The sequence below is a fragment of the Variovorax davisae genome, from assembly GCF_030316845.1.
Classification (GTDB): domain Bacteria; phylum Pseudomonadota; class Gammaproteobacteria; order Burkholderiales; family Burkholderiaceae_C; genus Variovorax; species Variovorax davisae.
Genome location: NZ_JASZYS010000016.1, coordinates 65,848 through 85,359, shown reverse-complemented (window position 1 = coordinate 85,359; position 19,512 = coordinate 65,848). Strand labels below are relative to the sequence as shown.

The window sequence follows — 19,512 nt, the reverse complement described above, 5'->3', positions numbered from 1 at the left end:
CCTAGCGGATCAACCCCAGCGCGAAAGGCAGGCTGGCCACGCCGAGCAGGGTGGACAGCGTCACCAGCCCGGCGACGTAGGGGCCGTTGTAGCCCATGCGCGCCGCCAGTACGTAGGCGCTGGAGGCGGTCGGCACGGCCGAGAAGGTCAGCAGCACCGCGGCCTGGGCCGGATGCAGCTGCAGCACCACCGCGAGGCCCCAGCCGATCAGGGGCAGCAGGAGGTGCCGGATCGTCAGCACCGACAGCGCCAGCACCTTGCCGCGCGCGATGGTCGCGAACTGCATCCCGGCGCCGGCGGCCATCAGGCCCAGCGCCAGCGAGGCCGCGCCGATGCGCGTGAGCGTCGGCTCGAGCCAGGTCGGCACGCCCAACCCCAGCAGGTTGGCGATCAGTCCGGTGACGGTGGCGATGATCAGCGGGTTGCGCAGCAGCTGGCGCGCCAGGCCGGTCTGGGCGTGGCGCGTCATCGGCCAGACCGCCGCGATGTTGAACATGGGCACGCAGACGCCGATCAGCACCGCGATCATCAGCAGGCCCTCGGGCCCCGCGACCCGGTCGGCCAGCGCGAGGCAGATGAAGGAGTTGAAGCGGAATGCGATCTGCGCGCTGGCGGCGTGGTCGCGGCGGTCGATGTGGGCGCCGATGCCGGGCAGGAAGGGCAGGGCATAGGACATCGCGATGCCGCACAGGCCGACGCCGACGCCTGCCGTCAGCAGGTTCGATGTGGCGCCGAAGTCGAGCGGGCTGCGCACGATCGAGTGGAACAGCAGCACCGGGAAAAGAAAGTAGTAGACCAGGCTTTCGACCTGGTCCCAGACGCGGCGATCCAAGGGGGTGTAGCGGCACAGCAGCCAGCCACAGGCGATGAGGGAGAAGTCGGGGAAGAGGAGCTGGGCATAGTTCACCGCTTCGAGGATATCCGCGTCGTCCGTGGGTTATCCACGGGGTGGGTCGGGGCCTTCACCCGTTAGCATCCGCCTTTTCGTTTCTCGGCCCGAGGAGGCTATTCAATGCATCGTCGTCAATGGAGCGCGCTCGCAGGCGCCGCCGCGCTGTTCGCACTCGCCGGTTCCAGCTGGGCGCAGGGCTACCCGACCCGGCCGGTCGAACTGCAGGTGCCGTTCGCCCCGGGCGGCACCACGGACATCGTGGCGCGCGTCATCTCCGAGCCGCTCGGCAAGGCGCTCGGCCAGAGCGTGATCGTGATCAACAAGGCCGGTGGCGGCGGCATCGTGGGCGCCACCGAAACGGCACGGGCCGCCCCGGACGGCTACAAGCTCGGCGTGGCCACGGTGTCGAGCACCGCCGCCAACCCGGCCATCAACCCGAAGACGCCGTACGACCCGATCAACGACTTCACGCCGATCGTCAACATCGCGGCGACGCCGAACATCATCGCGGTGCACCCGAGCTTCCCGGCCAAGAACTACGCCGAGTTCGTGGCCGAGCTCAAGAAGAACCCCGGCAAGTATTCGTACGCGTCTTCGGGCACGGGCGGCATCGGCCACCTGCTCATGGAGCTCTACAAGAGCCTGACCAACACCTACGTCACGCACATTCCCTACCGCGGCGCCGGCCCGGCGCTGAACGACGTGGTGGCCGGGCAGGTGGCGATCATGTTCGACAACATCCCGTCGGCGCTGCCCTTCATCCAGAGCGGCAAGCTGGTGCCGATCGTGGTGTCGGCCCCGCAGCGCCTGGCGGCGCTGCCGAACGTGCCGACCTTCAAGGAGGTCGGCCTGGAGCCGGTCAACCGCATGGCCTACTACGGCATCCTGGGCCCCAAGGGCCTGCCGAAGGAAGTGGTCGACAAGATCAACGCCGGCGTCAAGAAGTCGGTCGAGGACCCGGCCGTGCGCAAGCGCATCGAGGACACCGGTTCGCTGATCGTGGCCAACACGCCCGAGCAGTTCGCCGCCCAGATCAAGGCCGAGTACGAGGTCTACAAGCAGGTCGTCGTGAAGCAGAAGCTGCAACTCGACTGAGCGCGATCCGCGCCCTTTGCGAAGCCGCCTCCGGGGCGGCTTTTCTTTTTGCTATCTTTGCGCCCCATGACAGAGGCCATCGCAGCACCGCTCGAGATCCCGGAGATCGACGATTTCGTCGACGCGCTGTGGCTCGAGGACGGCCTGTCGAAGAACACGCTGGCCGCCTACCGCCGCGATCTCGCGCTGTTCGCCCAGTGGCTGCACGCGCAGCGCGGCAAGCCGCTGAACGCCGCGCTCGAGAACGACTTGCAGGCCTACATGGGCGCCCGCCTGTCCGACAAAGGCAAGGCGACCTCGGCCAACCGCCGGCTCACGGTGTTCAAGCGCTACTACCGATGGGCCCTGCGCGAGCATCGCATTGCGGCCGACCCGAGCCTGCGGCTGGCCCCGGCCCGGCAGATGCCGCGCGCGATCAAGACGCTGTCGGAGCAGCAGGTCGACGACCTGCTGGCCGCGCCCGACATCGACACGCCGCTGGGCCTGCGCGACCGCGCGATGCTCGAGCTGATGTATGCCAGCGGCCTGCGGGTCAGCGAACTGGTGTCGCTCAAGGTGTTCGAGCTGAGCCTCAACGACGGCGTGATCCGGGTGCTCGGCAAGGGCAGCAAGGAGCGGCTGGTGCCCTTCGGCGGCGAGGCGCGGCGCTGGATCGAGCGCTACCTGCACGACGCCCGGCCGCTGATCCTCGACGGCCAGCAGACGCCCGACCTGTTCGTGACCGCACGCGGCGCCGGCATGACGCGCGTGATGTTCTGGGTCATCGTGAAGAAGAACGCCCTGGCGGCCGGCATCCACGTGCCGCTGTCGCCCCACACGCTGCGGCATGCCTTCGCCACCCACCTGCTGAACCACGGCGCCGACCTGCGCGCGGTCCAGCTGCTGCTGGGCCATGCCGACATCTCGACCACCACCATCTACACCCACGTGGCGCGCGAGCGGCTCAAGCAGATGCACGCCCGGCACCATCCGCGAGGCTGAAACGACAATGCGCAGCATGAATCCAGGAGTTTTCACGATGTCTCTGAAGTTGCGTCCCGCACCGCTCGTCGCGGCGCTGGGCCTGATGCTGGCCTCGGGCGCTGCGCTGTCGCAGGTGGTCCCCAAGACCATCCGGCTGGTGGTCGCCTATCCCTCGGGGGGCGTCAGCGACGTGGTCGCCCGGGCGCTGGCCGACAAGCTGGCGGCCCAGCTGGGCAGCACGCTGGTGGTCGAGAACAAGGCCGGCGCCAGCGGCACCATCGGCATGGACGCGGTCGCCAAGGCGGCGCCCGATGGCGCCACGCTGGGCTTTTCGGCGATCAGCCCGCTGGTGCTGAACCCGCACCTGGGCCGCTCGCCCTTCGACCCGATCAAGGACATCGCGCCGGTCGCCAGCGTGATGTATTCGCCGGTGCTGCTGCTGGCCACGCCGGCGACCGGCACGCGCGACCTGCGCAGCCTGCTGGACGACGCCCGGGCGCGTCCGGGCGCGGTCCGTTGGGCCACCTCCGGACAGGCATCGCTGGGCCACGTCGTGCTCGAACAGTTGCGCGCGGCGGCCCAGGTCGACATCACGCACATTCCGTACAAGGGCGGCGGCCAGCAGCTCAACGACGCGCTCGGCGGCCAGTTCGAGGTGCTGTCGACCAATGCCGGGCCGACCGTCTCGGCGCAGATCCAGGCCGGCAGGCTGCGGCCGCTGGCGGTCGGTGCCCCGGCGCGGCTGGACACCCTGCCCAAGGTCGCGACGCTGGCCGAGCTGGGCTATCCGGCGGCCAACCTGTCCTCGCAGTTCGGTGTCTTCGCGCCGGCCGGCACGCCGGCCATCCTGATCGAGAAGTACAACGTCGAGATCAACAAGGCGCTGGCCAGCCCCGACCTGCGCGCCAAGCTGCTGGCGACCGACAACGTGCCGACCGGGGGCCGGGCCGACAGCTTCGCCGACCAGATCGCGAGCGAGTACGCGAACAACGGCAAGATCGTGAAGGCGGCGGGCATCCGGTCGGACTGAGCCTGTACGGCCCGGCTTGATTTCCTGGATTGCCTACCTTATAGTAGGTAGATGATCGCAGCAAACACCCTGGCCGGTGCCACCACCCGCGAGCAGATCCTGCAGGTGGCGCGGGAACTGATCCAGACCCGCTCCTACCTCGGCTTCAGCTTCCAGGACGTGGCCGACCAGGTCGGCATCCGCAAGGCCAGCCTCTACCACCACTTCCCGACCAAGGAGGCGCTCGGCGTCGAGGTGCTGCGCACCGCGACCCAGGCCTTCAAGGACTGGACCGCCGCCAAGCCGCGCGCGCCGCAGGCCGCGCTGGAGGCCTACTTCCGGATGTACCGCAACGGCCTGCGTGCCGGCGAGAGCGTCTGCCCCGCCGGCGCGCTGGCACCGGGCTGGGACTGCATCGACGAAGAACTGCGGGGCGCCGTGCGCGACTTGCGCGGCACGCAGATCCTGTGGCTCAGCGGCGTGCTGGGCGCCTTGTCGCCGGGCGGGCGCACCGCGGCGTCGGCCGCCTACGTGTTCGCCGTCTGCCAGGGTGCGTTGCTCGCGGCGCGGATGACCGGCCGGGTCGAGGATTTCGACGAGGCCATCGAACAACTGAGGCCGTCCTTGGCGGCCTGAACAGCGCGTGAGCTAGCGGCACGCCAGGCGTGCCTCTTTTTTGTCAACATAAACTACCTATTGGTTGGTAGCGAATCGGAGAAAAATCCATGAAAGCCGTCATCGCCGGTTATGCCCGTTCCCCCTTCCATTTCGCCCGCAAGGGCGCCCTGGCCGAGGTCCGGCCCGACACGCTGGCCGCGCAGGTGGTGGGTGGCCTGCTCGCGCGCACCGATCTCGACCCGGCGCTGATCGAGGACCTGATCCTCGGCTGTGCCTACCCTGAAGCGGCACAGGGCAACAACCTGGCGCGGATCGTCGGGCTGCTGGCCGGCTTGCCGCAGGAGGTCGGCGGCATGACGGTCAACCGCTTCTGCGGCTCGTCGATGCAGGCGGTGCACATCGCGGCCGCGCAGATCGAGGCCGGCATGGGCGACGCCTTCCTGTGTGTCGGGGTGGAGTCGATGACGATGGTGCCCCAGGGCGGCTTCAACTTCTCGCCCAACCCCGAACTGCTGGCCGGCAGCGACGCCTACATCTCGATGGGCGAGACCGCCGAGAACGTGGCGCAGCGCTGGAACGTGAGCCGCGGCGACCAGGAGGCACTGGCGGTGCAATCCCACCGCAAGGCCGCCGAGGCGCGCGCGCAGGGCCGGCTGGCCGGGGAGATCGTCGCCATCGCGCTGCCGAACGGCGACCGCGTCGAGGCCGACGGCTGCATCCGGCCCGCGACCTCGGCCGAGGCGCTGGCGGCCTTGCGTCCCGCGTTCCGGCCCGACGGCGTGGTCACGGCCGGCACCTCGTCGCCGCTGACCGACGGCGCCGCGGCGGTGCTGGTCACGAGCGACGCCTTCGCGGCCCGGCACGGGCTGCAGGCGCTGGCGCGGATCCGGTCGTTCGCGTCGGTCGGCGTCGATCCGGCGGTGATGGGCATCGGCCCGATCCCGGCCACGCGCAAGGCGCTGGCGCGCGCCGGGCTGGCGGTGGCCGACCTCGACGTGATCGAGATCAACGAGGCCTTCTCGTCGCAGGCGCTGGCCTGCATCCGCGACCTCGGGCTCGATCCGGCCAAGGTCAACCTCGACGGCGGCGGCCTCTCGATCGGCCATCCGCTGGGTGCCACCGGCGCCCGCATCACCGGCAAGGCAGCCTCGCTGCTGGTGCGTGAGAATGGCCGCTATGCGCTGGCCACCCAGTGCATCGGCGGCGGGCAGGGCATCGCGACCGTGCTCGAGCGGGTTTGAAGACCCGGGCCGCTGCAACGACATGAGGAGACCGACATGCCCGCCACCGACGCCCCGAAGCTGTACCTCGAAGACCTGAAGCCCGGCGACCGCTTCACCAGCCGCGAGCATGCGCTGGACGCCGCGCAGATCATCGACTTCGCGACCCGCTTCGACCCGCAGCCCTTCCACCTGGACCCCGAGGCCGCCAAGCACACCTTCTTTCAGGGCCTGGCGGCCAGCGGCTGGCACACGGCGGCGATCACGATGCGGCTGCTGGTCGACAGCGGCATCCCGCTCGCCGACGGCGTGATCGGCTCGGGCGGCGAACTGAGCTGGCCCCGGCCGACCCGGCCGGGCGATGTGCTGCATGTCGAAAGCGAAGTGGTCGAGGTGACGCCCTCGCGCTCGAAGCCCGGGCGCGGCATGGTGCAGATGCGCTGCGACACCCTCAACCAGCGCGGCGAAGTGGTGCAGCGCTTCTCGCCCAAGCTGGTGGTGTCGCGGCGGCCGGCTTGAGCAGCTTCAGGGTTGCGCGAGCGCGCCGAGTTCTTCTTCGGTGAAGCCGGCGAGGGCGCGGGCCTCGAGATTGAACGGCGCCCGCAGGCGCGGCGCCTCGTGCCGCCGATACAGCACGCGGTAGTGCGCGACCGGATCGAATCCGTCGCGCTCGCACAGCCAGCGGTACCAGCGGTTGCCGATGGCCACGTGGCCGATCTCGTCGCGCAGGATGATGTCGAGGATGGCGCAGGCCGCCAGCGCATCGGGCGTGTTCACGCGACGCAGCTTGGCCTGGATCAGCGGCGTCGCGTCGAGGCCGCGCGCCTCGAGGGTGCGCGGCACCAGGGCCATCCTGGCCACGATGTCGTCTTTGGTTTTCTCGCACATGGCCCACAGGCCGTCGTGGCCGGTGAAGTCGCCGTAGCGGTGGCCCATCGCCTGCAGGTGCTCGTGCAGCAAGGTGAAGTGCTGCGCCTCCTCGTCGGCGACGCGCAGCCAGTCGCGGTAGAAATCCTCCGGCATGCCGTCGAAGCGCCAGGCGGCATCGAGCGCCAGGTTGATCGCATTGAACTCGATGTGGCAGATCGAATGGATCAGCGCGGCGCGCCCCTCTGGCGTGAACGGCGAGCGCTTCTCGACCGCGGTGGCCGAGACCCGCAGCGGGCGCTCGGGCCGGCCGGGCACGGCGGCGTCGTCGCCTGCCGTGCGCAACGGCCGCAGGTCCAGCGGCTGCGGGCCGAGGGAGGCGCAGGCCGCGCGGGTGGCGGCGACCTTGGCTTCGGGGTCGGTGAGGCGCAGCGCGGCCAGGGCGCCAAGACGGGGATGCATCCCTACAATTCTAGTTTTCGTTCAATTGGAGACACTCGCGATGGCCCTCTACGAACTCGACGGCGTGGCGCCGCAACTGGCCGACGGCGCCTGGGTCGCCGACAGCGCCCAGGTCATCGGCAACGTGAAGCTGGCCGAGAACGCCAGCGTCTGGTTCGGCGCCGTGCTGCGTGGCGACACCGAGGTGCTCAGCATCGGGCGCAACAGCAACATCCAAGACCTGTCGGTGCTGCATGCCGACGTCGGCTGCCCGCTGACCATCGGCGACAACGTGACGGTGGGCCACCAGGTCATGCTGCATGGCTGCACAGTCGGCGACAACTCGCTGATCGGGATCCAGGCGGTGGTCTTGAATAACGCGAAGATCGGCCGCAATTCGATCGTTGGCGCTGGCAGCGTGGTGACCGAGGGCAAGGAGTTTCCCGACAACTCGCTGATCATCGGCTCGCCGGCCAAGGTGGTGCGCACGCTCGACGATGCGGCTGCCGCCAAGCTGCGGCAGAGCGCCGAGCACTATGTGGAAAACGCCCATCGCTTCGCGAAGGGCCTGAAGAAGATCGCCTGACACGGCGGGAGAGCGAGTTCCCCTTGAGTGAGTTGCACAAGTTCCTGTTCGACGGCATGCCGGTGCGCGGCATGATCGTCCGCCTGACCGATGCCTGGCAGGAAATCCTGGCGCGGCGGGCGTCGAACACCGCCACCGGCGCCTATCCGCCGCCGGTGGCCGAACTGCTGGGCGAGATGACGGCAGCGGCCGCGCTGATGCAGGCCAACATCAAGTTCAACGGGGCGCTGATCCTGCAGATCTTCGGCGACGGGCCGGTCAAGATCGCGGTGGCCGAGGCCAAGCCCGACCTGAGCCTGCGCGCCACCGCCAAGGTGGTCGGCGACCTGCCGGCCGATGCCCGCCTGCCCGAGATGGTCAACGCGGGCAACAAGGGCCGCTGCGCGATCACGCTCGACCCCAAGGACAAGCTGCCGGGCGCCACCCCGTACCAGGGCGTGGTGCCGCTGTTCGGCGACCATGGCGAGAAGCTCGGGCGCCTGAGCGAGGTGCTGCAGCACTACATGCTGCAAAGCGAGCAACTCGACACCACGCTGGTGCTGGCCGCCGACGACAAGGTGGCGGCGGGGTTGCTCATCCAGCGCCTGCCGGTCAAGGGGGAGGGCAATCTCGAAGGCACCTCGGGCAGCGACCACGACCAGGCCAACGAGGACCAGATCGGGCGCAACGAGGACTACAACCGGATCTCGATCCTGGCGTCCAGCCTGACACGCGACGAACTGCTGACGCTCGATGTCGACACCATCCTGCGCCGCCTGTTCTGGGAAGAAAAGCTGCTGCGCTTCGAGCCGCAGGCCGGCCTGCTGGGGCCGCATTTCGCCTGCACCTGCGGCCGCGCCCGGGTTGCCAACATGATCCGCGGGCTGGGCATCGAGGAGGCCGAGGGCATCCTGGCCGAGCGCGGCGAGATCGAGGTCGGCTGCGACTTCTGCGGCAAGCAGTACCGCTTCGACGCGGTCGATGCGGCGCAGATCTTCACGGCGCCTGGCGACCAGATGCCGGGAAGCGCCGTGGTTCAGTAGGGGCAGGGCGCTAGCGGGTGGTCGACAGGACCGTGGCCCGGCACCTTCCCTGTTCGCGCGGGGCCAGCAGGCTGCAGTTGTCCAGCGCGCGCTGCTGCATGTCGCTCAGCCTTGGCCGTCCACCGGACGGCGGGTAGTAGGGCTGCGCCGGGCGGTAGTAGGCGGGCGGCGGTGGCTGGTAGTAGGCCGGCGGCGCCGGCTGGTAATACACCGGTGGCGCGGGCTGGTAGTACACGGGCGGCGCGGGCTGGTAGTAGACCGGCGGCGGATTCACATAGACCGGGGCCGGTTGCTCGTAGACCGGGCCACCGACGCCGATCGAAAAATTGACTTCGGCATGGGCGGCCGCGGCCATCGACAGGGTGGCCGCCACGACGGCGGCCGAAGCGGCCCAGTTGGCGAATGCGGCGCGATGAAAGCTCAAGGATGTCTCCGGAAGGGGCGCGAAAACGCCCATGGTAGTCCTAACGCCCCGGCCGCGGTGCCGGTGGACAGCGTTGACATCCTGTCACGTGCGGGATCGGCTGCTGCGGCCCCTAGTAGGGGGGCGCCTTCTTCGTCCGCTGCGCGCGCGCGGCCTCGGTCCACCATGCCAGGTCGTCGGCGAAACGCACGAAAGACCGATCGAGCGCTTCGCCCGCGCCGCTGGTCGGCCGGGCATCGGCATCGAGCGTCTGCGAGATCGGACCGACCGCGAGGGTGCTCGACACGACGACCATGCCCATCTCGGACAGGATCGAATGCCACACGGTGCCCGAGCGAACGCCGGAGAAGCGCCCGGCCGAATAGCTGGCGACCGCGGCCGGGCGCCAGAACCACTCTTCGAGGAAGTGGTCCGTCAGGTTCTTGAGGCCGGGTTGCGGGCCCCAGTTGTACTCGCCGGTCACGAAGACGAAGGCGTCGGCAGTGCGGATCTTCTCGGCCAGGGCCTCCATGGGCGCCGGCGCGCTGCCCTTCGGGTATTCCTTGTACATGCGGTCGAGCATCGGCAGGCCGACCTGCATGGCGTCCACCAGATCGGCCTCGGCGCCCCGCGCCCGCAGGCCGGCGACCAGGTAGTCGGCCAGGCGGATGCCCATGCGGTCCGACCGGTAGGAGCCGTAGAACACCAGGATCTTGTCACTCATTGCGTCTTCCCCCTTGTCTTCATGAATCGGTGCCGGCTTCGGCCCGCCGGCGCAGCAGGTCGGTGAAGAGCCGATGCTCGCACGCCGGGTCGGAGCACTTGTCGCAAGACCAGGCGGCCGCGCCGCGGGATGGCTCGGTGCTACCGAGCCCGAGCGCCCGAAGGGCGTTGGCGAGGCGCTCGGGACCGCGGCCGTGGACGACGGCGAAAGGCCGTCGGGCCGTCGCCAGCGCATCGCGCAGCAGCGCGTCGGCCTGCTCCCGCTGTTGCAGGGCTTCGGCGTCGGCCAATGGAAGGTCCAGCCCCATCAGCAGCGTGAAGGCGCAGCCGCTCGGCAGCGTTATGGGGGTCGTCGAGCCGTCGACGACGGCGATGCCCTGTTGTCGCAGCCGCTGCGCGAGCGCGTTCGCCAGCGCCGTCCTGCCGGTGCCTTCGGCGCCGAGCACGGCGATCTGGCTGCCTGCGGGGAGTTCGGGCGTCATGCGGTCGGCCGCGCCGGGCCCTCAGTGCGTGATCTGCACGAACACTTCGTTGGGCTTGACCATGCCGAGCTCCTGGCGGGCCCGCTCCTCGACCATCTCGAGCCCTTCCTTGAGGTCGTTGACCTCGGCGGAAAGCCGCTCGTTGTTGATCGCCGCCTTGGCGTTGGCCTCCTTCTGGTCGGCCAGCTTCTCCTGCAGCTGCGCCACGTCGCGCACGCTGCCGCGCCCGGTCCAGAGCTGCCACTGAAGGATCAGCAGCAGCAGGACCAGGATGATCGGTACGATGCGTGAGCGCATGGCGCCGGTCCGCTGGAGGATCAGCGCAGGTTGTAGAAGGCGCCGCGGCCCGGGTACGAAGCGACGTCACCGAGGTCTTCCTCGATGCGCAGCAGCTGGTTGTACTTGGCGATGCGGTCCGAACGCGACAGCGAGCCGGTCTTGATCTGGCCGGCGTTGGTGCCCACCGCGATGTCCGCGATGGTGCTGTCCTCGGTCTCGCCCGAGCGGTGGCTGATGACGGCGGTGTAGCCGGCGCGCTTGGCCATCTCGATCGCCGCGAAGGTCTCGGTCAGGGTGCCGATCTGGTTGATCTTGATCAGGATCGAGTTGGCGATGCCGCGGTCGATGCCTTCTTGCAGGATCTTGGTGTTGGTGACGAACAGGTCGTCGCCGACCAGCTGCACGCGCTTGCCGAGGCGTTCGGTCAGGTGCTTCCAGCCGTCCCAGTCGCCCTCGTGCATGCCGTCCTCGATGCTGATGATCGGGTACTTGTCGACCCAGCTCGCCAGCATGTCGGTCCAGCTCTCGGCCGTGAGGCTCAAGTTCTCGCCAGACAGCACGTACTTGCCGTCCTTGTAGAACTCGCTGGCGGCGCAGTCCAGGCCCAGGGCGATCTGCTCGCCGGCCACGTAGCCGGCCTTGTCGATGGCTTCGAGGATCAGCTGGATGGCGGCCTCATGGCTTTCGACGCTGGGGGCGAAGCCGCCTTCGTCGCCGACCGCCGTGCTGATGCCGCGGTCGCCGAGGATCTTCTTGAGCGCATGGAACACCTCGGCGCCATAGCGCACCGATTCGCGGAAGCTCTTGGCGCCCACGGGGATGATCATGAACTCCTGCAGGTCCAGGCTGTTGTTGGCATGGGCGCCGCCGTTGATGACGTTCATCATCGGCACCGGCAGCTGCATGCCGCCCATGCCGCCGAAGTAGCGGTACAGCGGCAGCCCCGATTCCTCGGCCGCGGCGCGGGCCACGGCCATCGACACCGCGAGGGTGGCGTTGGCGCCCAGGCGGGCCTTGTTCTCGGTGCCGTCGAGGTCGAGCAGCGTGCGGTCCAGGAAAGCCTGCTCGCTGGCGTCGAGGCCGAGCACCGACTCGGAGATCTCGGTGTTGATGTTCTCGACCGCCTTGAGCACGCCCTTGCCCAGGTAGCGGCCCTTGTCGCCGTCGCGCAGCTCGATCGCTTCGCGCGAGCCGGTCGATGCGCCCGAGGGCACGGCCGCGCGGCCCATGGTGCCCGATTCGAGCAGCACGTCGCATTCGACGGTGGGGTTGCCGCGGCTGTCGAGGATTTCGCGCCCGACGATGTCTACGATTGCACTCATCTTTGCTCTTTCTCTAAGTTCAAATGCCTTCGACGACGATCATTCGCATGATCGCTGCGCCCTGGCGCGCCGCGCGCGCCTTGCCGTACTCGGGCGAATCGTTGAATTTCTTCGCTTGCTCGACGCTCGGGAACTTGAGGATCACGATGCGCTCGGGATGCCAGTCGCCCTCGAGCACCTCGACCTTGCCGCCGCGCACGCAGACTTCGGCGCCATGGACCTTCATGGCTTCGGAGGACCACTTCTTGTAGTCCTCGTACTGGGTCGGGTTCGTGACCTCGACGTTGGCGATGATGTAGGCGCTGGTCATTGTTGGAAGACGTCTTCCAGGAATGCGTTCTTCTTGGTGACGCCGTCGAGCGCCACCAGCGTCTCGAGCAGCGCCTTCATGTGCTTCAGCGGTACGGCGTTGGGGCCGTCGCTCAGCGCCTTGGCAGGGTCCGGATGGGTTTCCATGAACAGGCCCGCCACGCCGACCGCGACCGCGGCCCGCGACAGCACCGGCACCATCTCGCGCTGGCCGCCCGAGCTGGTGCCCTGGCCGCCCGGCAGCTGCACCGAGTGCGTGGCGTCGAACACCACCGGGGCGCCGGTCTCGCGCATGATCGCCAGCGAGCGCATGTCCGAGACCAGGTTGTTGTAGCCGAAGCTGGCGCCGCGTTCGCAGGCCATGAAGCTGTCTTCGGGCAGGCCCTTTTCCTTGGCCGCCGCACGCGCCTTGTCGATCACGTTCTTCATGTCGTGCGGTGCGAGGAACTGGCCCTTCTTGATGTTGACCGGCTTGCCCGACTGCGCCACGGCGCGGATGAAGTCGGTCTGGCGGCACAGGAAAGCCGGCGTCTGCAGCACGTCGACCACCTTGGCGGCGGCCGTGATGTCTTCTTCGGTGTGGACGTCGGTCAGCACCGGCAGGCCGAGCTCGCGCTTGACCTTGGCCAGGATCTCGAGGCCCTTGTCGCGGCCCGGGCCGCGGAAGCTGCTGCCCGACGAGCGGTTGGCCTTGTCGAAGCTGCTCTTGAAGATGAAGGGAATGCCGAGCGAGGCCGTGATTTCCTTCAGCGCGCCGGCGGTGTCCATCTGCAGCTGCTCGGACTCGACGACGCAGGGGCCCGCGATCAGGAAGAAGGGCTTGTCCAAGCCGATGTCGAATCCGCAGAGTTTCATGCGACCACCTTCAGTGCCTTCTTGTCCGCGCCTTGATGCTCGAGCGCCGCGGCGATGAATGCATTGAACAACGGATGACCGCCCCAGGGCGTGGACTTGAATTCGGGGTGGAACTGCACGCCCATGAACCAGGGGTGCACGTCGTTCGGCAGCTCGACGATCTCGGTCAGGTGCTCGCGCTGGGTCAGCGCCGAGATCACGAGGCCGGCGCGGCGGAGTTCGTCGAGGTAGTTGACGTTGGCCTCGTAGCGATGGCGGTGGCGCTCGGTCACGACATCGCCGTAGATGCTGTGGGCCAGCGTGCCGGGCGCGACGTCGGAGCTCTGGGCGCCCAGGCGCATGGTGCCGCCGAGGTCGGATTTCTCGTCGCGGGTCTTGACCGTGCCGTCGCTGTCCTTCCACTCGGTGATCAGGGCGATCACGGGGGTGGGCGTTTCAGGGTCGAACTCGGTGCTGTTGGCGCTCTTGAGGCCGGCCACGTTGCGGGCGTATTCGATGGTCGCGACCTGCATGCCCAGGCAGATGCCCAGGTAGGGCACCTTGGTCTCGCGGGCGAAGCGGGCGGCCGCGATCTTGCCCTCGACACCGCGCTGGCCGAAGCCGCCCGGCACCAGGATGGCGTCGTACTTGCCGAGGCGGGCCACGTCTTCGCGCGTGATGGTCTCGGAGTCGATGTAGTCGATCTTGACGCGGGCATGGTTCTTCATGCCGGCGTGGCGCAGCGCCTCGTTGAGCGACTTGTAGCTGTCGGACAGGTCGACGTACTTGCCGACCATGGCGATCGTGACTTCCTTCTTCGGATGCTCGACCTCGTAGACCAGGTCGTCCCAGCGCTTGAGCTTGGCCGGCGGCGTGTTGATGCGCAGCTTGTCGCAGATCAGCCCGTCGAGGCCCTGCTCGTGCAGCATGCGGGGCACCTTGTAGATGGTGTCGACGTCCCACATCGAGATCACGCCCCATTCGGGCACGTTCGAGAACAGCGAGATCTTGGCCCGCTCGTCGTCGGGGATCGGCCGGTCGGCGCGGCACAGCAGGGCGTCGGCCTGGATGCCGATGGCGCGCAGTTCCTTGGCCGTGTGCTGGGTCGGCTTGGTCTTGAGTTCGCCGGCGGCGGCGATCCACGGCACGTAGCTCAGGTGCACGAAGGCCGAGTTGTTCGGGCCCATGCGCAGGCTCATCTGGCGCACCGCCTCGAGGAAGGGCAGCGACTCGATGTCGCCGACCGTGCCGCCGATCTCGACGATCGCGACGTCGACCTCGTGGGCGGTGCCGATGCCGGCGCCGCGCTTGACGTATTCCTGGATCTCGTTGGTGATGTGCGGGATCACCTGCACCGTCTTGCCGAGGTAGTCGCCGCGGCGCTCCTTCTCGAGCACGGACTTGTAGATCTGGCCGGTGGTGAAATTGTTGGCACGGCGCATGCGCGTCGTGATGAAGCGCTCGTAGTGGCCGAGGTCGAGGTCGGTCTCGGCACCGTCGTCGGTGACGAACACCTCGCCATGCTGGAACGGCGACATCGTGCCGGGATCGACATTGATGTACGGATCGAGCTTGATGAGGGTGACTTTGAGGCCGCGCGATTCAAGGATGGCGGCGAGCGAGGCGGAGGCGATTCCCTTGCCCAGGGAAGACACCACACCGCCGGTGACGAAGACGAATTTGGTCATGCCAGTTCCGGACGCAGATCCGGGAAGTGGGAAATAGGGATTATAGGTGGCGCCCCTTGCCCCTTTACACTGCCGGCCATGCAAGAACTTGGCGGAAAACACATCGTCCTGGGCCTGACGGGGGGCATCGCCTGCTACAAGTCGGCCGAACTGTGCCGGCTGCTGGTCAAGGCCGGCGCCACGGTGCAGGTGGTCATGACCGAGGCGGCCGAGCAGTTCATCACGCCGGTGACGATGCAGGCGCTGTCGGGCCGGCCGGTCTACGGCTCGCAGTGGGATGCGCGCGAACCCAACAACATGCCGCACATCAACCTGAGCCGCGAGGCCGATGCGATCCTGCTGGCCCCGGCCAGCGCCGATTTCATCGCCCGCCTGGTGCAGGGGCGCTCCGACGAACTGCTGAGCCTGCTGTGCCTGGCGCGGCCGGCCGAGCGGGTGCCGCTGCTGATCGCACCGGCCATGAACCGCGAGATGTGGGTCCACCCGGCGACCCAGCGCAACCTGCGCCAGGTCGATGCCGACGGCGCCCGCGTGCTCGGCGTGGGCAACGGCTGGCAGGCCTGTGGCGAGACCGGCGACGGCCGCATGCTGGAGGCCCAGCAGCTGCTCGAGGAAGTGATCGCGCAGTTCCAGCCCAAGCTGCTGGCCGGCCAGCAGGTGGTCGTGACCGCCGGGCCGACCTTCGAGGCGCTCGATCCGATCCGAGGCATCACCAACCATTCGTCCGGGAAGATGGGCTTCGCGATCGCACGCGCCGCCCGCGATGCCGGCGCCGAGGTCACGCTGGTGGCCGGCCCGGTGCACCTGCCGACGCCGCGCGGCGTGCGGCGGGTCGACGTCCAATCGGCGCGCGACATGCTCGACGCCACGCTGCAGGCCACCGAGGCGGCCACGATCTTCGTCGCCACCGCGGCGGTGGCCGACTGGCGTCCGGCCTCGCACAGCGCCCAGAAGATCAAGAAGGACAGCAGCGGCAAGCCGCCGGTGCTGCACTTCGCCGAGAACGACGACATCCTGCTGACCATCGCCCAGGGCGCCCGCGCCAGGGCCGGCCAGCTGTTCTGCGTCGGCTTCGCCGCCGAGAGCGAGAATCTCGAGGCCCATGCCAAGGCCAAGCGCGAGCGCAAGGGCATTCCGCTCTTGGTCGGCAACATCGGCCCGCTGACCTTCGGCCAGGACGACAACAGCCTGCTGCTGGTCGACGCCCAGGGCGTGCGCGAACTGCCGCGCGCCCCCAAGCTGACGCTGGCGCGCGACCTGGTGGCCGAGATAGCCGCCCGCCTTCCTTCCGCCGGCTCCCGTTGAGCCGGCTCGTTTTCATCTCACGCAACAGGTCACACGAATTGAAAGTCGACGTTCGCATCCTCGATCCCCGCATGCAGGACCAACTGCCCGCCTACGCCACCCCCGGCAGCGCCGGGCTGGACCTGCGGGCCTGCCTCGACGCGCCGATCACGCTGGAGCCCAATGGCTGGCAGCTGGTGGGGACCGGCATCGCCATCCACCTGGCCGACCCGGGTTTCGCGGCGCTGATCCTGCCGCGCTCGGGCCTGGGCCACAAGCACGGCATCGTGCTCGGCAACCTGGTCGGCCTGATCGACAGCGACTACCAGGGCGAGCTCAAGATCAGCGCCTGGAACCGCAGCGACACGCCCTTCGTGCTGCAGCCCATGGAGCGGCTGGCGCAACTCGTGATCGTGCCGGTGGTGCAGGCCCGGTTCGAGGTGGTGGCCGAGTTCCCGCCCAGCGAACGGGGCGAGGGCGGCTACGGCTCGACCGGCAAGCATTGACGCCTGGCGCGCCCTTGTAGGGCGGCGCCTTCAGCGAGGCGCATTTGTTGCTCACACGTAAAGACAGGAACCGGGCATGGCCTCGGCGGTCCAATCGGCGACGATCGATTTCAGGTCATCCGGCGCGCCTGAGCCGCGTTGAACAGACAGACGTCCTTGAGGAGCAAAACATCATGAAGATCCCATCTCGATTCATTTCCGTCGGCGCCTCCATGCTGGCACTCGCCACCCTGACCGCCTGCGTCGCGCCGGCGCCGGTCTACCAGACCTCCAGCTATCCCTACCAGCCGGTGCAGCCGGCGCCGCAGGGGCGCTATGTCGAATATGGCCGCGTCGCCAATATCGAAGTGCTGCGCAGCGAAAGCGCGGGCACCGGCACCAGCGGTGGCGGTGCCGTCGCGGGCGGCCTGGTCGGCGGCCTGCTGGGCAACCAGATCGGCAGCGGCGGCGGGCGTACCGCGGCCACTGTCGCCGGTGTGGTCGGCGGTGCGCTGCTGGGCAACAACATCGAATCCCGCAACAACGCTCCGCGGGTCTACGAGAGCTATCGGGTCTCGGTGCAGACCGACAACGGCGGCTACCGCGCCTTCGACGTGCCGAGCCCGGGCGATCTGCGCATCGGCGACCGCGTGCGGATCGACAACGGCCAGATCTCCCGGTTCTGAGCGCCCGCGCGACGAACTCAAAAAAAGCCGGGCATGCCCGGCTTTTTGTCGTCCGCGAAAGCTTCAGTGAAGCAGGTCGTTGCCCGGTGCCGAGGGCGGGATCTTGAAGAAGCCGGTGCCTGCCGTGCCTCGGCCGACCTCGTCCTCGGTGGCGTCGCGCACCGATTTGACGGTCATGTCGAGCCGGATCGCGATGCCGGCCAGCGGATGGTTGCCGTCCAGCACCAGGTGGTCCGGGTAGATCTCGCTCACGGTGTAGAGCACGTCCTTGGGCATGTCGGGGTTGACGCCCTTGGGCAGCGCTGCGCCGTCGAAGGTCATGCCTTCTTCGGTTTCCGGCGGGAACAGCGAGCGCGGCTCGAGGAACAGCAACTGGTCGTTGAAGTCGCCGAAGGCCTGTTCGGGTTCGAGTTGCAGTTGCACCCGGGCGCCGGGTTCGTGGCCAAGCAGGGCGGCTTCGATGGCGTCGAAGAGGTCGCCGCCGCCGACCAGGAACTCCACCGGGTCGTCGAGCACGTCAAGGACTTCGCCCAGCGTATCTTTCAGCGTCCAGGTCAGGCCCACCACGCATTGTTCAGTGATTTCCATTGGACAATTCTCCCATGGAGATTGATCTACCCCTGCCCCTGCTCGGCGGCCTCAGCGCCCGCCAGTTCATGCGACGCCACTGGCAGAAGAAGCCGCTGCTCGTTCGCCAGGCCGTGCCCGGCATGGTGCCACCGATCGCACGGCCTGCGCTGTTCGACCTGGCGGCGCGCGACGAGGTCGAGTCGCGCCTGGTCCGCCACCGCAAGTCCGGCTGGACCCTGAAACACGGGCCCTTCGCACGCCGCGCGCTGCCGGGCCTGCACCAGCCCGGCTGGACCCTGCTGGTGCAGGGCGTCGACCTGCATGATCAGGGCGTTCACGATCTGTTGCAACAATTCCGTTTCGTGCCCGACGCCCGGCTCGACGACCTGATGATCAGCTACGCCAGCGACGGCGGCGGGGTCGGGCCGCATTTCGACAGCTACGACGTCTTCCTGCTCCAGGCCCAGGGGCGCCGCCGGTGGTCGATAGGCAAACAGCGCGACCTGCGCCTGCAGCCCGGCGTGCCGCTCAAGATCCTCTCGAACTTCGAGGCCGAACAGAGCTTCGTGCTCGAGGCTGGCGACATGCTCTACCTGCCGCCGCGCTATGCGCACGACGGCGTGGCGGTCGGCGACGACTGCATGACCTGCTCGATCGGTCTGCGCTCGCCGGCTGCCGCGCCGCTCGGGGCCGACCTGCTGGCGCGCATCGCCGAGGCGCATGCCGATGCCCTCCAGGACGAACCGGCGCGGGCCGCCGTCCACTACCGCGACCCGACCCAGGACGCGCTCGCGAACCCGGCCGCGATGCCGCCGGCGCTGCAGGCCTTCGCGCGCGAGGCGGTGCTGGCCGCGGTGCGCGACGGCGAGGTGATCGACCGCGCGCTCGGCGAGTCGATGACCGAGCCCAAGCCGACGGTCTGGTTCGATGCCGGCGAGATGCCCGGGCAGTTCAGCGCCGTGATGCTGGACCGCCGCACCCGCATGCTCTACGACACCCGTCATCTCTACATCAACGGCGAGAGCTTCCGCGCCGGCGGCCGCGACGCCACGCTGATGCGCAAGCTGGCGGACCGGCGCGCGCTCGGTCCGCGCGAACTGGCCGGCGCCAGCGAGGATGCGCTGGCGCTGCTGGGCGACTGGTGCGAAGCGGGGTGGCTGCATGCCGGATGAGGCGGCCGGCGTCGACTTGCCCGAGGGCGCCTTCGACGGCCGCCGCGCCTTCCACGACCATCTGCACGCGGCGCTCGGCGCCGCGGCGCGCCAGAACTGGCGCGAGATCGTGCTGTCCGATCCCGACTTCAGCGACTGGCCGCTGGGCGAGCGCAAGACGGTCGAGGCGCTGCAGGCCTGGTCGGCGGCCGGGCGCAGCATGGTCTTGCTGGCGCAGCGTTTCGACGTCTTCGCGCGCGAACATGCACGCTTCGTGCACTGGCGGCGCATGTGGAGCCACATCGTCGATGCCCGTGCCTGCCAGGGGGCCGGCCTGCCACCGGTGCCGAGCGCGATCTGGGCACCAGGCTGGTTCCTGCATCGCATCGACCTCGAACACCCGCGCGGGACCTGCGGCCGCGCGCCCGAGGGGCGCCGCGCAGTGCGCGAGCGGATCGACGAATGCCTGCGGCATGCGCGGCCGACCTTCGCGGCGAGCACGCTGGGTTTGTAAGCCAAAGCCGCGAATCGCAGCGGATCGGGGCCCGGGACCCGACCACGGGTCTAGAATTTTTTCCTTGCT

General features: G+C 68.7%; 24 protein-coding genes. 13 read left to right on the top strand and 11 right to left on the bottom strand.

Translation table 11 applies throughout. From position 1 onward, the window contains the following. Window position 1: 1 nt before the first annotated feature. On the bottom strand, window positions 2–919 hold the full coding sequence (locus QTI33_RS28960; protein WP_286510031.1) for an AEC family transporter: 918 nt from the start codon (window positions 917–919) through the stop codon (window positions 2–4). A gap of 93 nt (window positions 920–1,012) precedes the next feature. Here QTI33_RS28960 and QTI33_RS28955 point away from each other — a divergent pair, with 93 nt between their 5' ends. The 6 genes from QTI33_RS28955 to QTI33_RS28930 all read left to right on the top strand — a co-directional run bounded on the left by QTI33_RS28955 (window position 1,013) and on the right by QTI33_RS28930 (window position 6,316). Further along, the gene (locus QTI33_RS28955; RefSeq protein ID WP_286509907.1) at window positions 1,013–1,987 is read left to right on the top strand and encodes a tripartite tricarboxylate transporter substrate binding protein BugE; all 975 of its coding nucleotides are present in this window, start codon (window positions 1,013–1,015) and stop codon (window positions 1,985–1,987) included. Between the two features lie 66 nt (window positions 1,988–2,053). Continuing rightward, window positions 2,054–2,968 (top strand): site-specific tyrosine recombinase XerD, encoded by a 915-nt coding sequence (xerD, locus tag QTI33_RS28950; protein WP_286509905.1) that lies wholly within the window; start codon window positions 2,054–2,056, stop codon window positions 2,966–2,968. Between the two features lie 37 nt (window positions 2,969–3,005). Continuing rightward, window positions 3,006–3,980, top strand: coding sequence for a Bug family tripartite tricarboxylate transporter substrate binding protein (locus QTI33_RS28945; protein WP_444814901.1), 975 nt, complete (start codon window positions 3,006–3,008; stop codon window positions 3,978–3,980). Between the two features lie 51 nt (window positions 3,981–4,031). Further along, a complete protein-coding gene (locus tag QTI33_RS28940) occupies window positions 4,032–4,595 on the top strand; it encodes a TetR/AcrR family transcriptional regulator (protein ID WP_286509903.1) in 564 nt (187 codons plus the stop codon). 89 nt (window positions 4,596–4,684) lie between these two features. Continuing rightward, window positions 4,685–5,818: a thiolase family protein gene (locus QTI33_RS28935; RefSeq protein ID WP_286509902.1), complete on the top strand. Its 1,134-nt coding sequence runs from the start codon at window positions 4,685–4,687 to the stop codon at window positions 5,816–5,818. A 36-nt stretch (window positions 5,819–5,854) separates the two neighbouring features. Next, a complete protein-coding gene (locus tag QTI33_RS28930; RefSeq protein WP_286509901.1) occupies window positions 5,855–6,316 on the top strand; it encodes a MaoC family dehydratase in 462 nt (153 codons plus the stop codon). Window positions 6,317–6,322: 6 nt separating this feature from the next. Here QTI33_RS28930 and QTI33_RS28925 read toward each other — a convergent pair whose 3' ends face one another. Further along, entirely contained in the window at window positions 6,323–7,126 is an 804-nt protein-coding gene (locus QTI33_RS28925; RefSeq protein ID WP_286509900.1) for a ferritin-like domain-containing protein, read from the bottom strand. A gap of 40 nt (window positions 7,127–7,166) precedes the next feature. Between QTI33_RS28925 and QTI33_RS28920 the strand changes: the two genes are divergently transcribed. Both QTI33_RS28920 and hslO read left to right on the top strand, forming a co-directional pair. Next, window positions 7,167–7,691 carry a gamma carbonic anhydrase family protein gene (locus QTI33_RS28920; RefSeq protein ID WP_286509898.1) on the top strand — a complete coding sequence of 175 codons (525 nt, stop codon included), beginning with the start codon at window positions 7,167–7,169 and terminating at the stop codon, window positions 7,689–7,691. A gap of 23 nt (window positions 7,692–7,714) precedes the next feature. Next, entirely contained in the window at window positions 7,715–8,713 is a 999-nt protein-coding gene (gene hslO / locus QTI33_RS28915) for an Hsp33 family molecular chaperone HslO (RefSeq protein WP_286509897.1), read from the top strand. A 10-nt stretch (window positions 8,714–8,723) separates the two neighbouring features. Here the strand turns inward: hslO and QTI33_RS28910 are convergent, their stop codons facing one another. The 8 genes from QTI33_RS28910 to pyrG all read right to left on the bottom strand — a co-directional run bounded on the left by QTI33_RS28910 (window position 8,724) and on the right by pyrG (window position 14,753). After that, window positions 8,724–9,137 carry a hypothetical protein gene (locus QTI33_RS28910; RefSeq protein ID WP_286509896.1) on the bottom strand — a complete coding sequence of 138 codons (414 nt, stop codon included), beginning with the start codon at window positions 9,135–9,137 and terminating at the stop codon, window positions 8,724–8,726. Window positions 9,138–9,249: 112 nt separating this feature from the next. Beyond that, the gene (locus QTI33_RS28905) at window positions 9,250–9,840 is read right to left on the bottom strand and encodes an NADPH-dependent FMN reductase (protein ID WP_286509895.1); all 591 of its coding nucleotides are present in this window, start codon (window positions 9,838–9,840) and stop codon (window positions 9,250–9,252) included. 19 nt (window positions 9,841–9,859) lie between these two features. Beyond that, window positions 9,860–10,321, bottom strand: a complete 462-nt coding sequence (locus QTI33_RS28900) for a P-loop NTPase family protein (protein WP_286509894.1) — start codon at window positions 10,319–10,321, stop codon at window positions 9,860–9,862. Between the two features lie 21 nt (window positions 10,322–10,342). Next, the gene (gene ftsB / locus QTI33_RS28895; RefSeq protein WP_286509893.1) at window positions 10,343–10,618 is read right to left on the bottom strand and encodes a cell division protein FtsB; all 276 of its coding nucleotides are present in this window, start codon (window positions 10,616–10,618) and stop codon (window positions 10,343–10,345) included. A gap of 20 nt (window positions 10,619–10,638) precedes the next feature. Then, the gene (gene eno / locus QTI33_RS28890; protein WP_286509892.1) at window positions 10,639–11,922 is read right to left on the bottom strand and encodes a phosphopyruvate hydratase; all 1,284 of its coding nucleotides are present in this window, start codon (window positions 11,920–11,922) and stop codon (window positions 10,639–10,641) included. A 19-nt stretch (window positions 11,923–11,941) separates the two neighbouring features. After that, window positions 11,942–12,232 (bottom strand): DUF1330 domain-containing protein, encoded by a 291-nt coding sequence (locus tag QTI33_RS28885; protein WP_286509891.1) that lies wholly within the window; start codon window positions 12,230–12,232, stop codon window positions 11,942–11,944. Beyond that, window positions 12,229–13,086, bottom strand: a complete 858-nt coding sequence (gene kdsA / locus QTI33_RS28880) for a 3-deoxy-8-phosphooctulonate synthase (protein ID WP_286509889.1) — start codon at window positions 13,084–13,086, stop codon at window positions 12,229–12,231. The genes QTI33_RS28885 and kdsA overlap by 4 nt, the downstream gene beginning before the upstream one ends. After that, window positions 13,083–14,753: a CTP synthase gene (pyrG, locus tag QTI33_RS28875; protein WP_286509888.1), complete on the bottom strand. Its 1,671-nt coding sequence runs from the start codon at window positions 14,751–14,753 to the stop codon at window positions 13,083–13,085. The genes kdsA and pyrG overlap by 4 nt, the downstream gene beginning before the upstream one ends. Before the next feature lie 78 nt (window positions 14,754–14,831). Between pyrG and coaBC the strand changes: the two genes are divergently transcribed. From coaBC to QTI33_RS28860, 3 genes are all read left to right on the top strand, one after another. Beyond that, complete coding sequence (gene coaBC / locus QTI33_RS28870) at window positions 14,832–16,058, top strand: bifunctional phosphopantothenoylcysteine decarboxylase/phosphopantothenate--cysteine ligase CoaBC (RefSeq protein ID WP_286509885.1); 1,227 nt, start codon at window positions 14,832–14,834, stop codon at window positions 16,056–16,058. 38 nt (window positions 16,059–16,096) lie between these two features. Beyond that, window positions 16,097–16,543 carry a dUTP diphosphatase gene (gene dut, locus QTI33_RS28865; protein WP_286509883.1) on the top strand — a complete coding sequence of 149 codons (447 nt, stop codon included), beginning with the start codon at window positions 16,097–16,099 and terminating at the stop codon, window positions 16,541–16,543. Window positions 16,544–16,716: 173 nt separating this feature from the next. Continuing rightward, window positions 16,717–17,208, top strand: a complete 492-nt coding sequence (locus QTI33_RS28860; RefSeq protein ID WP_286509882.1) for an outer membrane lipoprotein — start codon at window positions 16,717–16,719, stop codon at window positions 17,206–17,208. Between the two features lie 63 nt (window positions 17,209–17,271). Here QTI33_RS28860 and QTI33_RS28855 read toward each other — a convergent pair whose 3' ends face one another. Further along, a complete protein-coding gene (locus tag QTI33_RS28855; RefSeq protein ID WP_286509881.1) occupies window positions 17,272–17,796 on the bottom strand; it encodes an FKBP-type peptidyl-prolyl cis-trans isomerase in 525 nt (174 codons plus the stop codon). Between the two features lie 14 nt (window positions 17,797–17,810). Between QTI33_RS28855 and QTI33_RS28850 the strand changes: the two genes are divergently transcribed. Both QTI33_RS28850 and QTI33_RS28845 read left to right on the top strand, forming a co-directional pair. Further along, window positions 17,811–18,950, top strand: a complete 1,140-nt coding sequence (locus QTI33_RS28850) for a JmjC domain-containing protein (protein WP_286509880.1) — start codon at window positions 17,811–17,813, stop codon at window positions 18,948–18,950. Beyond that, complete coding sequence (locus tag QTI33_RS28845; RefSeq protein WP_286509879.1) at window positions 18,940–19,443, top strand: hypothetical protein; 504 nt, start codon at window positions 18,940–18,942, stop codon at window positions 19,441–19,443. The genes QTI33_RS28850 and QTI33_RS28845 overlap by 11 nt, the downstream gene beginning before the upstream one ends. The last annotated feature ends 69 nt before the right edge of the window (window positions 19,444–19,512 follow it).

Excerpts from the sequence above, each read along its gene's own strand:
- QTI33_RS28955 (WP_286509907.1), top strand. The coding sequence starts at position 1,013 with ATGCATCGTCGTCAATGGAGCGCGCTCGCAGGCGCCGCCGCGCTGTTC.
- xerD (WP_286509905.1), top strand. The coding sequence starts at position 2,054 with ATGACAGAGGCCATCGCAGCACCGCTCGAGATCCCGGAGATCGACGAT.
- QTI33_RS28945 (WP_444814901.1), top strand. The coding sequence starts at position 3,006 with ATGTCTCTGAAGTTGCGTCCCGCACCGCTCGTCGCGGCGCTGGGCCTG.
- QTI33_RS28940 (WP_286509903.1), top strand. The coding sequence starts at position 4,032 with ATGATCGCAGCAAACACCCTGGCCGGTGCCACCACCCGCGAGCAGATC.
- QTI33_RS28935 (WP_286509902.1), top strand. The coding sequence starts at position 4,685 with ATGAAAGCCGTCATCGCCGGTTATGCCCGTTCCCCCTTCCATTTCGCC.
- QTI33_RS28930 (WP_286509901.1), top strand. The coding sequence starts at position 5,855 with ATGCCCGCCACCGACGCCCCGAAGCTGTACCTCGAAGACCTGAAGCCC.
- QTI33_RS28925 (WP_286509900.1), bottom strand. The coding sequence starts at position 7,126 with ATGCATCCCCGTCTTGGCGCCCTGGCCGCGCTGCGCCTCACCGACCCC.
- QTI33_RS28920 (WP_286509898.1), top strand. The coding sequence starts at position 7,167 with ATGGCCCTCTACGAACTCGACGGCGTGGCGCCGCAACTGGCCGACGGC.
- QTI33_RS28905 (WP_286509895.1), bottom strand. The coding sequence starts at position 9,840 with ATGAGTGACAAGATCCTGGTGTTCTACGGCTCCTACCGGTCGGACCGC.
- QTI33_RS28900 (WP_286509894.1), bottom strand. The coding sequence starts at position 10,321 with ATGACGCCCGAACTCCCCGCAGGCAGCCAGATCGCCGTGCTCGGCGCC.
- ftsB (WP_286509893.1), bottom strand. The coding sequence starts at position 10,618 with ATGCGCTCACGCATCGTACCGATCATCCTGGTCCTGCTGCTGCTGATC.
- eno (WP_286509892.1), bottom strand. The coding sequence starts at position 11,922 with ATGAGTGCAATCGTAGACATCGTCGGGCGCGAAATCCTCGACAGCCGC.
- QTI33_RS28885 (WP_286509891.1), bottom strand. The coding sequence starts at position 12,232 with ATGACCAGCGCCTACATCATCGCCAACGTCGAGGTCACGAACCCGACC.
- kdsA (WP_286509889.1), bottom strand. The coding sequence starts at position 13,086 with ATGAAACTCTGCGGATTCGACATCGGCTTGGACAAGCCCTTCTTCCTG.
- pyrG (WP_286509888.1), bottom strand. The coding sequence starts at position 14,753 with ATGACCAAATTCGTCTTCGTCACCGGCGGTGTGGTGTCTTCCCTGGGC.
- coaBC (WP_286509885.1), top strand. The coding sequence starts at position 14,832 with ATGCAAGAACTTGGCGGAAAACACATCGTCCTGGGCCTGACGGGGGGC.
- QTI33_RS28860 (WP_286509882.1), top strand. The coding sequence starts at position 16,717 with ATGAAGATCCCATCTCGATTCATTTCCGTCGGCGCCTCCATGCTGGCA.
- QTI33_RS28855 (WP_286509881.1), bottom strand. The coding sequence starts at position 17,796 with ATGGAAATCACTGAACAATGCGTGGTGGGCCTGACCTGGACGCTGAAA.
- QTI33_RS28850 (WP_286509880.1), top strand. The coding sequence starts at position 17,811 with ATGGAGATTGATCTACCCCTGCCCCTGCTCGGCGGCCTCAGCGCCCGC.
- QTI33_RS28845 (WP_286509879.1), top strand. The coding sequence starts at position 18,940 with ATGCCGGATGAGGCGGCCGGCGTCGACTTGCCCGAGGGCGCCTTCGAC.